The following is a 15,513-nucleotide window of genomic DNA, read 5'->3' as shown; positions in this document are numbered from 1 at the left end:
TTATGAACGAACAACTTATCAACGAACAATATCAATACATCCTCCGCCTGATCGGACAAAAACGACTGAAGGAGGCGCTGACTCAACTGGAATCATTCCTCTGGAAGTGTCCGGAATGGTCGCTCCGTACCCGCCTGGAGCAGATACAGACTTCGTACAACTATATGCTGCAATACATGCGCCAGGGGGTAGAAGACCCGGAGCGTAAGAAATTATATCAAAGATTGCTGGCCGATACTCTTGAAATCACCGATCAGGCACGTATTACACTACTCGACAGCGTATCAAGCCATTATTATCATCAATATCGTACGCGACGTACTGAGGAACTTTCTCCCCTTACCCTGGAGATGCTGATACACACGCTTGAATCGTTCAATGATGACCTGGCCGTAAGCGGATTCATTTCGGATCAAAACATGGATGAAGTTTTGAAACGTCACGAAGATAATCTGCGGATTCTGTTCCTGCAAACTTGGACCAATAGCAACTGGAGTACGGAAGAAAGTACAACTGCACAATCCATGCTTCAGTCCGAGTTACTTCCGGTGAACGATCTTTGCCTTTTTACAAGTGCCGTTACCCTTAGTCTGATGGAATGTTTCGATCTCCGAAAACTTCTGTGGCTGATAGATGCTTACCGTCACCCCAATGTACAGATCAGCCAGCGGGCTCTGGTAGGAATCGCTTTTATTCTCCATGCCTATTCACCACGTATCGATTTCTATCCGGAAATCAATTTACGTATCACGGCACTGATGGAAGAAACCGCATTCGAAAAAGAACTGCTACGCGTACATATCCAAATACTTCTCAGTCAGGAAACGGAGAAAATCGACAAAAAAATGCGTGAGGAAATCATTCCCGAAATGCTGAAAAGCATGTCTCCCATGCGCAACATGAAGTTTGGTTTCGAAGAGTCCGATGAAGAGAAAGATGACACCAATCCCGACTGGGCCGATGCTATAGAGAAATCCGGACTGGGTGACAAGTTGCGTGAAATGAACGAATTGCAACTGGAAGGTGCCGATGTATATATGAGCACATTTGCACAACTTAAAAGCTATCCGTTCTTCAGAGAAATCTCCAATTGGTTCTATCCTTTCGACAGACAACAATCGGCTGTCATTAAAGAGTTTCGTAACCGGGAAACAGAAGGAGGAAGTCTGTTGGAAATCATCCTGCAGTCGGGTTTCTTCTGTAACAGTGACAAGTATTCGCTGTTCTTCACCATGCAGCAATTACCGCAATCACAGCGTGACATGATGTTGAGCCAGCTCACGGAACAACAAATGGAAGAATTGGCAGATCAGTCGAAAGCCGAAACACTGAAGAAATTTTCCGAACGCCCCGATACGGTAAGTAACCAATATCTGCACGACTTATACCGCTTCTTCAAATTGAATATGCGAAGACAGGAATTTCGCGACTTGTTCAAAGAGGCCATCTGCCTGTACAGCAATCCGGCATTGGAAGACATGTTGTTCAACCCGGATGCTCTGCTGGCTTTAGCCAACTTTCACTTCAGAAAAGAGCACTGGGAAAAAGCAGCCGAAGCCTATGACAAAGTCGCCTACATGGTCCCACGAGAGAATGAAGCTGAAGTTTACCAAAAGCAGGGCTACTCTCTGCAAAAACTGAAACGATATACACAAGCCATCGAAGCCTATCGGAAAGCAGATACCCTCAAACCGAACAACTTATGGACTAATCGCCATTTAGCCATTTGTTATCGTCTCGACCGACAATTCCGCAAAGCTTTGGAATATTACCGAAAAGTGGAAGAAGTATTGCCGGAAGACACTAAAGTAATTTTCTATATTGGCAATTGCCTGGCAGAGACATGGAATTACGAAGAAGCACTGAACTACTTCTTCAAACTCGATTTCCTGGAAAGTGATTGCATCAAAGCATGGCGTGCCATCGGTTGGTGTTCGTTCATGACAGGAAAACGTGAACAAGCCATGAAGTACTATGATAAAGTGATTGCCCAAAAGCCGATGCCGGTAGACTACCTGAATGCCGGTCATGTGGCATGGTCATTGGGAGATATAGAGAAAGCCGTGCCTTTCTACTCCAAAGCCGCAGAACTCTATGGCAGTAAAGAGCAGTTCCTTGAGATGTTCCGCAAGGACGAGGATATCATCATAGGAAAAGGTATTACCCCCGATGATATTCCATTGGTTCTCGATCTGATTTAAAACAAACAAGAAAGAAAAAACGAACAGGGTGTCCGATTGTGGACACCCTGTTTTTTTTATAATCTATTAATAATGAAGCTTCTAAATTCTGGCATACCTATTGATTCTTACTCTACAGAAAATAATCTGAAAAAAGATTGTATACCCGTGCAACTTAAATTCAAGTAACAACGTCTAACAAACAAAGAAAGATATAAACTAATTAAATAATAAAGGATATGAAAACAATTACATTTTTCAAAAGAGTATTAGCCTCTGCAGCATTAGTTTCGGTATGTGGATTTGCTTGTGCAACAAACAACGGTAAACAGTTTGTCCATAACGATACGATGGAGAAGGGAAGACTCGTCTGCCGTGAAATATATTCTATGGACAATCCTGTTTCAGGCATACTCAGTCCGGTAAAAATGCATAAATACAGCTACGATACCGACCATCAGAGAACGGTGAAATCCACCTATACATGGAATGTATTTAAAAACGCATGGGAAAAAGAATCTTTGACGGTTGTCTCCCGGTATGAAACAGAAACTTCGGTAGAGTATTCTGTATGGAATAAAGAAAAAGAATCATTTAGCCCATCAGAAAAATATATATACATCACCAACAGTAATAACCAACTGATAGCCCAATACGCATACAAAATGAACTCCCGCACCAACCAATGGATATTGGAGAAAGATGCCTTAGTACCCATTTACGAGAACATTTATGCAACAACCCGTTAATGGAGATTCCGGATTTCACAGATACGGAAAACTCAGGTAACATAATCAAAGAAACCAGAACATCAAAGAGAAAGAATTTAAATCCGGAAGTTGATAAAAAAGTAGTTATCCCCATCTCCTCTTTGCCAAGACTCTCTTGGGAGTTCAGAACATCGAATCAAGACAAAGCATTTATAACCAAACAGATAAATACACTTGGTATCTGAGTATAGAAAGTTAGTTTTAACACTGTATTAAAGTTGGTTCTTCAAACGCAAACAACAAGTCTTTTGCATGCAAAAGACTTGTTGTTTATATTCGGGAAAGTAAAAACGGAAATTATGTATTAACAATGTTAACGATCCACAGGTTGACTTACTTTTACCCAGTCTATCTCCATCTTCGCAGGCAGTTCACTATCCGTTATGGTACCAGGCCAAGTACCTGCACCGCCCAAAGCATAATTTAAAATCAAATAAAAAGAAGTATCGAACGGCCATTGCTTTTTGACGCTCTCATCGGCCAAATGTAAGTTAGGATAGACTAAAGTGGTAGCTCCATTCACTTTAAAAGTAAGAGACTCGGGAGTCCACTCGATACCAAATACATTGAATTGCCCTTTATTGTAAGGAACTGTTTTTGTTGGAACAGGCTTAGTGAATCCCAAGTCATTTTTGTAGTGGCTGTGAATTGTTTGATATACAATGCCGTCATGATTCAACTGCTCCATAATATCTATTTCACCGCAAGCAGGCCATCCACTGTAAACGGGTTTGGCAGGCATCATCCAGATGGCAGGCCATCCACCCTTTGCCGTCTTGGTGAAACGGGCACATATCTCTATTTTACCATATTGAAATTCTGCTTTACCTAATGACTGCACCCCTCCCGTCTTATATACTCCATTCACTTTCTCGGCAATCAGTACTAACTTCCCATCGTGTACATAAGCCTGATCATAACTTTCGGATAAATATTTGCTCCAGGCAGGACTACCTTTTTTGCACAAGCCCCATTTTGTTTTGTCGGGAATACTATCTGTCTGATTGAAGTCATCTTGAAAAACTATCTTTTCCGAAACAGCATCTGACCTTGTCAGAGGTGTAACCATCGAATCATCAGAAGACGAACAAGCATAGAAAGAAAGTACCGACATGACAGCACCGCATGATAAGACAAGAGATCTTTTCATAATACTAAGGTTTTAGAGTTAAACATAAAATTACTGATAAATAACAAACTGTATATTTATTTAGTTCATCAACTCTCTGTGATTTTTTATACGATTTAATAGGGACAATCTAATCTGACTTACCAGAATCCATAAAAGGTATCAATAAAGAGAGCGTCGTTTATGTCATTCAAAACTATAAGAAACATTACACCAAGCTATTTCATCATTCTCAGATGTCATCTGATTAAGATCTTCAAATACAGGATAATAATAAAAAAAATCAGAATAGTTGGCTATAAAGCCGCCATCATGTCCCCTCCCAAAAGAAGTGAAATGCCCGGTCGAACTGTAAGTCCAGAAATGAATTGAGTAGGTCAGCTGTAATTGATCACTATTGACATTATGATTTACCTTACCATAAAATTCCCAACGATTTTCGGCATGGGAACGCATGAAAAGAGAATCATTCCGCATCTGAAAATACTTTTCGTATGAAAGTGAAGTACCATCTTCAAAGTCGGAAGAGAATCTCAACTTATCAACAGATATAAACTCAATCTTATCATTTGGAAAACCCTTAATAAATCCATCCGAACTATTGAAACGGCTTTCCCAATAACTGTCTATCTCCGGAAAGATTTCTACACCTCCTTTACTACTGCCTTGATAGCATCTGAAACCTTCAAGTCGGTATTGTCCGCTATAAGCCACAGACCGGGACGCAACAACCACCGGAATAATATGCTCTTCTCCCCGATAAGATACACAGATATGAGTTTTTCCAACCCCAGCCACACGAACTTCAATGCATCTTTTTCCTAAGTAATACGGATTATACGTAGCGTCGACCACCGCAGTATCTTCCGAACGGACTTTTATCTGATCTCCGGATGCAGCTTTCAGAAAAATCATAGCCGGTGTTTGCAAAACATCCATCAAGAGTCCCTCTTCTCCCAGGAGACGCTCTTCAGAACCATTACCGGTATAAAAACGAATTTCATTTTCATCATCTTTCTCACAACCGCTAAGCACTATCACAACTACCGTAGCAAAGAGAACATAGTACAGACTTTTAAGTAAGGGTAAGGTTACAGGTTTCATATTATTTTCAGTTTTAGTAAAATCCCTATTCGGATAAAATGCAAATATAACGAATTAAAGAAGGAAAGCAAGGTTAAGAATACGTTATCACACAATTAACGTTCTTTAATTCATTGCCCGTAGGGAGATTAGTTCATTTCTCTGTCTTTTTAATAAATGATCTCAAGAAGATAGAAGGAATTCCTAACCCCAAAACATGAATAAAAACTAATGGATATGACAACATCTCCCCGGAAGGATATTACCAATGATATTCTTTCCGCCATGCAACGTTATCCCGAAAACGAAGCATTTATCATTGACGGTAAACATTATACTTATGCCCAACTTGGCAAAATAACAGCCTCCGTCGCCCATTCGCTATCAGAGATAGAAGATGAAAGAATCGGGATCATTGCGGAAAACCGGATTGAAACCTACGCAGCCATTCTGGCGGTACTGGCCAGTGGAAAAACATATGTCATTCTGCATCCTGCTTACCCGGAAGAACGTAATCTCAAAATAGCCGGACTGGCCGGATTGCATACTTTGCTCTGCACAAGCCATGTCGAACGCCCGGCATTCGGAACCGACCTCTTCAGAGTAATCAACACAGACAAGCTGTCGGGAAAAGCACCGTCGGAATTGTCAAGGCTGCAATTCTACCCGCCGGAAGAAGAAAGAAACGCTTATATCATTTTTACATCGGGAAGCACAGGCGAACCCAAAGGAGTCCCCATCACACGTGCCAATCTGAACACTTTTTATCAGGCATACGATTCCCTTAACTGGAACCTGGATGAACACGACCGCATGTTACAAATGTTTGAGCTGACATTTGACGTATCCGTCGTATCATTACTTTATCCCCTGACTTTAGGAGCTTCCGTTTATACAGTGGCCCATCAGGATGTAAAGCATTTCAAGGTGTTCGAACTTCTGGAGAAGTACGAGCTGACCTTCGCCACGGTCACCCCCTCTCTATTACAACTTCTTTCACCCTATTTCGATGAAATCAGCCTGCCTGCTCTGAAATATCTGGGAGTATCGGCAGAGGCTTCGCAAACCGAACTGTTGGAACGATTCAGAAAATCGGCACCCAACGCAGAGTTCGTCAACCTGTACGGCCCGACAGAGGCTACGATTTACTGTACCTGTTACCGTATTCCGGCTTCCGGTACATGCAAGCATTACAACGGAATGGTGGCTATCGGAAAACCATTTCCCGGTATCCGCGTCATCATTGTTAACGAAGAAGGAAATGGTCTGCCTCAGGGAGAGACGGGAGAACTTTGGGTATCCGGTCGGCAAGTAATGAAAGGCTATCTGGATGATCCGGAAAAATCGGCATCGGCTCTAATACACCGTCCTGACGGACAAATTTATTACCGAACCGGAGACCTGTGTATTTTAGACAACGATGGGGATATCATTTATTGCGGCCGTAAGGACTATCAAGTGAAAATACAGGGCTTCAGAATAGAACTAAGCGAAATAGAATACACTGCCCAGTCGTTTTTCAAGACTCCTTGCAACGTGGCTGCCCTTCCGTTAATCTGTGACGGAATTTGCAACGAACTGCATCTGGCAGTCGAAACGACCGAATGTGACCAAAACACATTGATAGAATATCTGAAAGAAAAGCTGCCACAATACATGTTACCGAAACAAATTCATTGTATCCCTCAGTTTCCGGTAACCAATAGCAATAAAACAGATCGAAAAAAAATTGTTGAACTGATAAGAGAGAAGGAACTCTAAAAACAATATAAATATGAACCGAGAAGAAGTATTAAAACAACTACAAAGCATTTTCCGTGATATTTTAAAGAAGGACAACGTCTGTATCAGCGAATCATCCACCTCTCAAGACGTAGATGGCTGGGACTCACTGACCCATATGCAAATTATAGCCCAAATCGAGAAACGTTTCGGAGTACGTTTCAACTTTCGGGAAGTAATTAAATTCAAGAATGTCGGCGACCTATGTAGTGCCTTATTAACCAAAATGGAATAAATCATGCAGTTTCTCTCCTTTAGTTTCCTGGCTCTGATTACTCTCTGTTTCTTTCTCTACTATGCAGTCAAAGGACGTGCCCGCAACTTCATACTACTGGCAGCCAGTTGCATCTTCATCGGATGGTATTATCTGCCATTCCTGTTGACAGCAGTAGTGGTGGCACTGTTCACCTTCTTCTGGGCACAATGGATGGAAAACAGGGCGAAATCCGGGAAAAAGACCAAAGTAATCTATATCGCAGGAATCATCGGTCTGATAGGCGGATGGCTCCTACTCCATGGCACAGTGATAGATAACATCATCTTTCCACTCGGAATGTCATTCTACACATTCCAGGCCATCGGTTATCTGACAGATGTGTACTGGCAGGAGCAACGTGCCGAAAGAAACTGGGTAGATTTCCTGATCTATATGCTTTTCTTCATGAAATTCCTCTCCGGCCCCATCGAACGGGGTGGAGACTTGTTGCCACAACTGAAAGATCCTCGCCCGTTCATCTACTCGAACGCAGTGACCGGACTGAAATATATTTTGCTGGGACTGATAAAGAAACTGCTTATAACCAATCAGATAGCCCCGCAGACGGATATCATGTTTCATTCGATCCATGACCTTTCGGGTGTCCAACTACTGATGACCTGCCTGCTCTATCCTATCGAACTATATGCCGATTTCTCCGGCTATACGGACATCGCCATCGGAGGAGCCTACCTGTTCGGCATCAAGCTATCGCCAAACTTCAACCGCCCGTTTGCCGCACGTTCCACCGCCGATTTCTGGCGCCGTTGGCACATGTCACTCTCTTTTTGGGTACGCGATTATCTCTATGTGCCGTTAACCGCCGGTACCCGTAACTGGGGACAGTGGGGAGTCTACTTCAGCCTTATCATCACCTTTCTGGCATTGGGATTATGGCATGGCTCCGGATTAACCTTCGCCATATACGGACTGATTCAGGGCATATTGATCTGCTGGGAAATGAAAACCTCTGCTTTTCGCAATAAGTTGCCCCAATATATCGGGAAATATGCATCCGACAGCCTGTTGATAATCCGTACCTATCTGTTGTTTGCGCTCTCACTTATTTTCTTCCGTGTACAATCATTGAGCGATGCCTGGTATTTTTTACGGAACATCTCGTTCGAAGTACATTCTTCCTGGAAGGAAATGAACATCGGCATACGCGACCACAATTGCATTGTAGCAGGTTCGGCCCTGTTACTGGTATTGATCTATGAATATTATGCATCTAAATATAACCTGATGGAAACACTCGAACGCCAGCCCGCATGGCTACGGTGGAGTGTTTACTATCTGCTGGTATTCGCCCTGCTGATGTTAGGTAAGTTCGATACGGAAACTTTTATCTATTTACAATTTTAACCGAAACCAATTACACCTATGCTACATTCACCGAAAATCTCTCCCAAAACACGTTTCTGCCTGAAACTCCTGTTATTGGCATTACCGCTTTTCCCGATAGTGGCCATCTATTTCATTTTCGACCCTTATATGGTGCTGCACTCCTACAAACGATTCGATAACTCTCCCGTGCTGCTCAACGAAGCGCATGTGGGATGGCAGAATTATCTTCAGAATCGTGATTCGATAGCCTATAACTCGTTTATACTCGGCAACTCCTGTACCATGGCATTCCTGACAGGAGAATGGGAGAAGTATCTGGATAAGGACGATCATGCCGTGCGCTTTTATGACAACTGGGAAAGCCTGGGCGGTGTGCGCCAGAAGCTTCAAGCACTCGATTCCGTAGGTGCCCCTCTGAAAAATGTATTAGTCGTTTTGGATAAAAAAGCACTGGATAGAAGTAAGCCCCTGTCAGGCAACGACCATCTGTTTTCGGCTGAGGCAGCCGGTATCAGCCAGTTGGGATTCCATCTGAGATTTTTGCAGGAATTCCTCTATCCTGACAAAACAATTCCTTACATAGGCTACCTGATCGGACATAAGTATGCTCCTTACATGAAAGGGGTCATAAATCCGGGAGATCCCATTCGGGAACCTTACACGAACAACTTTATCAATCCCAGAGAAAAAGAGATCGGACAGGATGGCGAATTGTACTGGACCCATCATGAAAAAGAATTCAAAAAACGAACGGATGCAGGCAAAGAAGAACTACCGGCTGTGTCTGTCAGCCAGATTCAAGTACTTCGTGCCATTAAAAAAATTTGTGATAAGCATCATACAAACCTGAAATTCATTATTGGCCCGGATTATTTTCAGAAAAAAACGAACCGGGAAGACATCAAAAGAATGAAGGAGATACTGGGTGCTTCTGCCGTATGGGATTTCACGGGAACTAATGAATATACAGCCGATATACATCATTACTATGATCCCGGTCATTATCGTCCTCTGCTGGGGGCACGCCTGCTGAAAGTTATTTATCAAGATTCGGCACCTGCCGGCTATGAAAACAACCCCATAGCAACATCAAACAACCCCAAAACATCTTTTACACCAAACAGATAAATATATCAGAGAAAATAATTATATAACATCAAAAACTTAATTTATGAAAAAGATTTTATTATTAGTATCCATCTGCATTTCATGTTCATCTTGCTGTACACTATTCAGCAGTTCCAAACAAGACATCACCTTTACGGGAATGAATGGAACTAAAATCTACGAAGCATCGACCAAACAGAAAATAGCGGAAATCAAAGAAGACAACAGTGTTACCGTCCAGATCAAAAAGAAAAGAGAAGACAAACAGCTATTGGCCAAAAAGGAAGGATACCAAACCACTCCCTTTGTCCTGGAATCTACTTTCAACAATGCCTGCCTGTGGAATATTTTATTCTGGCCGGGCTTCTTAGTCGACCTGGGCACGCAAAAGATGAACAAATGGGACAACACGATTATCAACATCGAAATGGAGAAAGAGAATACAGAAAACAAATAATCAACTCTCAGGATAGTGACCGTTACACAACTCAAGTTACCATCCTGATCCCTCCAAGGCAATAAACACGTATGGCATTCTCCTCCTTCCGATGAACGAGGAAAATGCCATACGAAATCAAGCGATATGAAGTTAGCGTCAGAAACAGCCTCCTACAGTTGTTTCAACTCCCGGTATAGCCTCTGGATAGGAAGCCCCATTACATTGAAGTAACTGCCGGAAATGGATTCAACCCCGACAAAACCGATCCACTCCTGCACGCCATACGAACCGGCTTTGTCCATTGGCTGATAGTGATCGACATAATAAATAATTTCGTCTTCATCAAGTGTTGCGAAACGGACATCTGTCACAGCAGCGAAACTCTTTTGCCACTCACAGGTGGTGAGGCATACCCCGGTGATCACCTGATGAGACTTACCGGAAAGATTTCGCAACATCTCTATGGCATCTTCACGTCCGGAAGGTTTCCCAAGTGCCTTACCTTCGTGCCAGACTATGGTATCGGCAGTTATCAAAAGTTCCTCCGGGTGCATCGCAGACTGATAAGCGGCCGCTTTCTTACGGGCTATGAACAGCGGAATCTCTTCGCCTTGCAGAGAGTCGGGATAAGACTCATCGACATCAAGCAATGTTTTTACCACATAATCTACCCCCAAGCCGGTCATCAACTCTTTCCGTCGTGGAGAATTAGATGCCAATACGATTTTATAACGATTCAAGTTAGCAAGCATACTAATAAATTAAAGAGTTATATACTAAAAATCACCACCCGAAAGCATCATCCGACAACCACTTGCCTTGCGCTTTAAGTACTTGCTCCACCACATCACGTCCGCAACCGTATCCGCCGTCGGCATATGAAATGTAGCGGGCAACGGCTTTCACCTCGGGAGCGGCATCTTTGGGACAACAGGGCAATCCGCACTCACGCATCACTTCCATATCGGGAACGTCATCGCCCATGTAGAGTATCTCCTCGTCCGCGAGTCCATGCTTGTCACGGAAATCACGATAATCGTGTATCTTTATGGCAGAGCCTAAATAGAGATCGGATACCCCCAATCCGGCAAAGCGCTTCCGCACCGCATCGGTCCGTCCACCTGTGATAATGGCAATATGAAGACCTTTTTTCACAGCCAGCTGGATCGCATAGCCGTCTTTTATATTTACCGTACGCATCGGTTCACCCGACGGATGGAGTGGAATCACATCTGCACTCAACACTCCGTCTACATCAAAAGCAAGTGCTTTAATCCGGGTGAGGTCGTAATTGATAGTACTCATTCTTATTTATATTTGGGGTTAATGTCTTTCGTGGATACTTCGGCTAAGTAATTCATATAATTGTTGCATCCCGGGATCATCGGCAAGCATCCGCAAATGATTGCCGATGACGTTCTCGTCATAACGGATCGCAGGTCCCGTCTGTGCTGCTTTAGGTTCCAATTCGTGCACTTTACGAGCCGTTTCATCAATTAGCGGCAACATCACGTCGAACGGCAAGTTATATTTCTTAAGCAGTTCGGCGGCAAGGGCATACATGTGATTAGTGAAATTGCATGTGAACACAGCAGCCAGATGAAGGCTCTTGCGTTGTTCCGAATCGGCATCATATACACGGTTCGACAAGGTAGACGCAATAGCTTTCAGAAATGCGGCATCTTCGGTCGACGAAGCTTCTATAAAGAAAGGAATCTCCTTAAAATCGACTTCCCGTTGCTTACTGAAAGTCTGCATAGGATAGAACACCCCATAATGTGACGCATGTCCTTCCCAAATACTCATCGGAATGCTGCCTGCCGTATGCACCATCAATGCCTCTTTCCGTTTACCGGCTACGATAGCGGGAAGAAGTTCGGCAAAGGCGGAATCTTTGAGCGAAATGATATACAACTTTGCATATGGATTCACCTCTTCAAGGCTCGTCGTATACTCAGCTTCTACTTTCTGCGCCAGCTCACGGGCCGACTCTTCCGTACGGCTATATACCTGTACGATACGGAATCCTTTCCGATAAAGAACCTTTGCCAGATTTGTGGCAAGATTTCCGGCACCGATAAACACAATCGGTGTATCTTCTATACTTCTTTTCATCGTGTTGAAATCAAATACAATATACCTCCGATTATCAATAAAGCCAAGGGCAGCAGGTAACCGGACATCGAACCAAGCAGTGAGACAATCAAGCCGATATTCAGCACCAGCCACAATCCGAGCAGCACCAGACCGACGGATTTGTCCCGTTTGATAAACAGGAAAATAACCGCAGTGTAGAGCAAAAGATTATCTTTATTCATCACCCAGGGTATACCCAATGCAGAAAAGTGTATCAGTTTGTCTATCAGATAGAGCATCCCTATCACAATAAGGGTGACTGCCGTGGCTTTATATGTATCTTTATTGTTTGCTTTTACCGCACTCACCGCTACTTGCCTCCAAACTTATTAATATGGATTTTCTCCCATTGCAGATTATCTTCATTGAAGGGCTTGCGCTCCATGCCTTTGTGCCCGATCGCAATAATGGACAACACCTGTAATTGCAAAGGAATGTCGAGCACACCACGCACAAACTCATCGGAAGGCATTCCGGCAGCAGTATAACGCTCGCGTACCTGCACCCAGCAACTGCCCAATCCCAAGTCTTCGGCCTGAAGCTGAATCATGATGGAAGCAATGGAAGCATCTTCAATCCAAACATCGCTTGCCAAAGGATCGGCAGTAACCACAATTGCCAGCGCAGCATCGGCAATGAAAGCAGAAGCCTGCTCTTTACAGTGCGAGAGTTCGCCAAGCAGCTTTTTATCATCGACCGCGATAAACTGCCAACTATTGCTACGTTTAGAAGTGGGAGCCATCAGAGCCGCTTTCAGCAAAGCGACTACCTCCTCCTGAGAAAGTTCTTCTCCTGTAAATTTCCGCATACTGCGGCGTTTCTTTATCAGTTCACTGAAATTTTCCATATACTATAAATGCATTGTTTTTAATAAACGAACATTTACCGCAGACTTATACAGAACCATAATAAAAAGTCCGATCTGTATGAATCTGCATAACCGGTAATGATTTCCCTGCAAAGATAGGCAATTTATTCCACTCTCGTCAATTCACCGGTCAGTGAATCGATGATAAAGCCATGCACCCGGACGTCTTTCGGGATCAGCGGATGGTTCTCGATAGAACGGACCGTCCCCCTGACAGACTCAACCGGATCGTCGAAACCTCCCAGCCACGAACTGAAATCAACACCGCAGTAGCGTATCATGTCGATCGTTTCAGATTTGATTCCCCGCTCTTTCATGTGGGCAATCATTTCATCACTGTTCATGTGGCAAGCACCGCAATCCGAATGGGCAATGACCATAATTTCTTCCACCCCCAGTTCGATGATGGCTACCAACAAGCTACGGATGACACTGCCGAAAGGATGGGAAATGACGGCACCGGCATTCTTTATAATCTTCACGTCTCCGTTGTGGATTCCCAAAGCAGCAGGCAGCAACTCAGTCAGACGGGTATCCATACATGAAAGGATGGCGATCTTCTTATCGGGGTACTTGTTAGTAATATACTTTTCGTATCCCTTGTTCTCAACGAACTTTTTGTTGAATTCAAGAATTTCTTCTAACATAATCGAAACGGATTTTATTGTAGTATATCTACAAAGATAATCACAAAATAACAGGTCAACAAAATAAGCCCCGCAAATGTTGTAAAGAGAAATAAAAAATGTAAATTTGTCCCGATATGCCATTAAAACTGACTACATATTACCGAGGGAGTGAAATTCCGGATTTTCCCGGAACCAATACATTTCATTCAAAGGAGTTATTTCAGATTTATGAAGAAACTCCGGGCTACACTCCGCTCCTGATCATGGCTTCGGAAGATGGAAAACCAATTGCCCGGCTGCTTGCCGCCATCCGCAAAAGCATACGCATGTTTCCTCCTTCCCTTATCAAGCGATGTGAAGTTTATGGCACCGGCGAATATCTGACAGCAGAAGCCGATAAGGAAAAAATATTCGGTGAAATGCTGGAGCATCTCACCACAGAAGTATTGCGGAGTTCGTTCCTGATAGAATTTCGCAATCTTGAAAATGCCATGTTCGGTTACAAATACTTCCGGTCGAACAAATACTTCCCTGTCAACTGGCTGCGGGTACGCAATTCACTACACGGCACCGAAAGTGCGGAACAGCGTTTCAGCCCTTCCCGTATCCGCCAAATCAAGAAAGGCCTGAAAAATGGCGCATCGGTAGACGAAGCACACACGATAGAAGAAATCCGCGAATTCTCGAACATGCTGCGACATCTCTACTCGTCCCGCATCCGTAAGCACTTTCCCAATATCATCTTTTTCCAGCACATGGACACACGGCTGATCCACAGCAAGCAAGGTAAAATTTTCATTGTCCGCTACAAAGGAAAAATCATCGGAGGATCTGCCTGTATCTATTCAGGCAACGATGCCTACCTGTGGTTCTCGGGAGGTATGCGGAAAACCTATGCTCTGCAATACCCGGGTATACTGGCTGTATGGAAAGCTTTACAAGACGCACATCAAAACGGGTTCCGTCACATGGAATTCATGGATGCCGGACTCCCCTTCAAGAAACACGGTTACCGCGACTTCGTACTCCGCTTCGGCGGCAAACAAAGCAGTACCCGACGCTGGTTCCGCTTCCGCTGGCAGTGGCTGAACAATCTGCTGATCAAAATATATGTCTAAAAATCAAGCATCCTCTGGGTTTAAAACCAAAGAAGAATTGGCTTGAAACCAACAATGCCTACCTTTTAAAGTAACGCCCCTTGGGTTTTAAACCTATTTTCACCATAATTAATTGCAGAAAAATTTCTTTATTAAACAAGAATTGATTTTCTTTGTGCTGTTTTATACCATTCCAAAAAGACGATTAAAACCAAAATTAAAAAATATAGTTATGAAGATTTCACACATTGAACACTTGGGCATTGCCGTAAAAAGTATCGAGGAAGCCCTTCCGTATTATGAAAACGTATTAGGTTTGAAATGCTACAACATCGAAACTGTAGAAGATCAAAAAGTAAGAACAGCCTTCCTGAAGGTAGGTGATACCAAAATCGAATTACTGGAACCGACATGTCCGGAAAGTACCATCGCCAAATTCATCGAAAACAAAGGCGCAGGTGTTCATCACGTTGCATTTGCCGTTGAAGACGGTGTGGCTAACGCTCTGGCAGAAGCCGAAAGCAAGGAAATCCGCCTGATCGACAAAGCCCCGCGCAAAGGAGCCGAAGGCTTAAATATCGCTTTCCTTCACCCGAAATCAACTTTGGGCGTACTGACCGAACTCTGTGAACACTAAAAAAGAGATACGACTTGACAAGCACAGAATGTATGATTGAAAACACCTTTGGT

At 43.5% G+C, this 15,513-nt stretch carries 17 protein-coding genes; 9 read left to right on the top strand and 8 right to left on the bottom strand.

The genetic code is table 11. The features are described 5' to 3' along the window. Positions 1 to 2: 2 nt before the first annotated feature. Together KO473_RS10575 and KO473_RS10570 are read left to right on the top strand one after the other, a co-directional pair. A complete protein-coding gene (locus tag KO473_RS10575; protein WP_005821169.1) occupies positions 3 to 2,201 on the top strand; it encodes a tetratricopeptide repeat protein in 2,199 nt (732 codons plus the stop codon). A 218-nt stretch (positions 2,202 to 2,419) separates the two neighbouring features. Next, entirely contained in the window at positions 2,420 to 2,929 is a 510-nt protein-coding gene (locus tag KO473_RS10570; RefSeq protein WP_005821171.1) for a DUF3836 domain-containing protein, read from the top strand. Between the two features lie 334 nt (positions 2,930 to 3,263). Here KO473_RS10570 and KO473_RS10565 read toward each other — a convergent pair whose 3' ends face one another. Next, positions 3,264 to 4,100, bottom strand: coding sequence for a glycoside hydrolase family 16 protein (locus tag KO473_RS10565; protein ID WP_005780598.1), 837 nt, complete (start codon positions 4,098 to 4,100; stop codon positions 3,264 to 3,266). 165 nt (positions 4,101 to 4,265) lie between these two features. Beyond that, a complete protein-coding gene (locus KO473_RS10560; protein WP_005821175.1) occupies positions 4,266 to 5,183 on the bottom strand; it encodes a hypothetical protein in 918 nt (305 codons plus the stop codon). Between the two features lie 216 nt (positions 5,184 to 5,399). On the opposite strand from KO473_RS10560, the gene KO473_RS10555 reads away from it, so the two are divergent. From KO473_RS10555 to KO473_RS10535, 5 genes are read left to right on the top strand one after another with little or no spacing between them, the layout of a single operon-like run. Then, on the top strand, positions 5,400 to 6,923 hold the full coding sequence (locus KO473_RS10555; RefSeq protein ID WP_005821177.1) for an amino acid adenylation domain-containing protein: 1,524 nt from the start codon (positions 5,400 to 5,402) through the stop codon (positions 6,921 to 6,923). Between the two features lie 13 nt (positions 6,924 to 6,936). Beyond that, positions 6,937 to 7,179 carry an acyl carrier protein gene (locus tag KO473_RS10550; RefSeq protein WP_005807656.1) on the top strand — a complete coding sequence of 81 codons (243 nt, stop codon included), beginning with the start codon at positions 6,937 to 6,939 and terminating at the stop codon, positions 7,177 to 7,179. 3 nt (positions 7,180 to 7,182) lie between these two features. Next, entirely contained in the window at positions 7,183 to 8,565 is a 1,383-nt protein-coding gene (locus KO473_RS10545; protein ID WP_005821179.1) for an MBOAT family protein, read from the top strand. Positions 8,566 to 8,583: 18 nt separating this feature from the next. After that, positions 8,584 to 9,675 (top strand): hypothetical protein, encoded by a 1,092-nt coding sequence (locus KO473_RS10540; protein WP_005821181.1) that lies wholly within the window; start codon positions 8,584 to 8,586, stop codon positions 9,673 to 9,675. A gap of 43 nt (positions 9,676 to 9,718) precedes the next feature. Beyond that, complete coding sequence (locus KO473_RS10535) at positions 9,719 to 10,111, top strand: hypothetical protein (RefSeq protein ID WP_005807659.1); 393 nt, start codon at positions 9,719 to 9,721, stop codon at positions 10,109 to 10,111. 152 nt (positions 10,112 to 10,263) lie between these two features. Here KO473_RS10535 and KO473_RS10530 read toward each other — a convergent pair whose 3' ends face one another. The 6 genes from KO473_RS10530 to KO473_RS10505 all read right to left on the bottom strand — a co-directional run bounded on the left by KO473_RS10530 (position 10,264) and on the right by KO473_RS10505 (position 13,744). Beyond that, on the bottom strand, positions 10,264 to 10,845 hold the full coding sequence (locus KO473_RS10530) for a Maf-like protein (protein ID WP_005821183.1): 582 nt from the start codon (positions 10,843 to 10,845) through the stop codon (positions 10,264 to 10,266). Positions 10,846 to 10,876: 31 nt separating this feature from the next. Next, the gene (locus KO473_RS10525; RefSeq protein WP_005807661.1) at positions 10,877 to 11,398 is read right to left on the bottom strand and encodes an HAD family hydrolase; all 522 of its coding nucleotides are present in this window, start codon (positions 11,396 to 11,398) and stop codon (positions 10,877 to 10,879) included. A gap of 18 nt (positions 11,399 to 11,416) precedes the next feature. Next, positions 11,417 to 12,208, bottom strand: a complete 792-nt coding sequence (locus tag KO473_RS10520) for a Rossmann-like and DUF2520 domain-containing protein (RefSeq protein ID WP_005780614.1) — start codon at positions 12,206 to 12,208, stop codon at positions 11,417 to 11,419. Next, a complete protein-coding gene (locus KO473_RS10515; RefSeq protein WP_005780616.1) occupies positions 12,205 to 12,537 on the bottom strand; it encodes a hypothetical protein in 333 nt (110 codons plus the stop codon). Before KO473_RS10515 ends, KO473_RS10520 begins: the two co-directional genes overlap by 4 nt. A 2-nt stretch (positions 12,538 to 12,539) precedes the next feature. Continuing rightward, entirely contained in the window at positions 12,540 to 13,076 is a 537-nt protein-coding gene (locus KO473_RS10510; protein ID WP_005780618.1) for a nitroreductase family protein, read from the bottom strand. A gap of 125 nt (positions 13,077 to 13,201) precedes the next feature. Continuing rightward, positions 13,202 to 13,744 (bottom strand): carbonic anhydrase, encoded by a 543-nt coding sequence (locus tag KO473_RS10505; protein ID WP_005780619.1) that lies wholly within the window; start codon positions 13,742 to 13,744, stop codon positions 13,202 to 13,204. A gap of 116 nt (positions 13,745 to 13,860) precedes the next feature. On the opposite strand from KO473_RS10505, the gene KO473_RS10500 reads away from it, so the two are divergent. Continuing rightward, positions 13,861 to 14,844, top strand: coding sequence for a GNAT family N-acetyltransferase (locus KO473_RS10500; protein WP_005780621.1), 984 nt, complete (start codon positions 13,861 to 13,863; stop codon positions 14,842 to 14,844). 211 nt (positions 14,845 to 15,055) lie between these two features. Further along, positions 15,056 to 15,460 (top strand): methylmalonyl-CoA epimerase, encoded by a 405-nt coding sequence (gene mce / locus KO473_RS10495; protein ID WP_005780623.1) that lies wholly within the window; start codon positions 15,056 to 15,058, stop codon positions 15,458 to 15,460. Positions 15,461 to 15,513 lie beyond the last annotated feature (53 nt).

This window comes from Bacteroides sp. HF-4919, assembly GCF_018860125.1.
The sequence above is the reverse complement of the archived record's forward strand: the minus strand, read 5'-3'. Positions and strand labels throughout refer to the sequence as shown.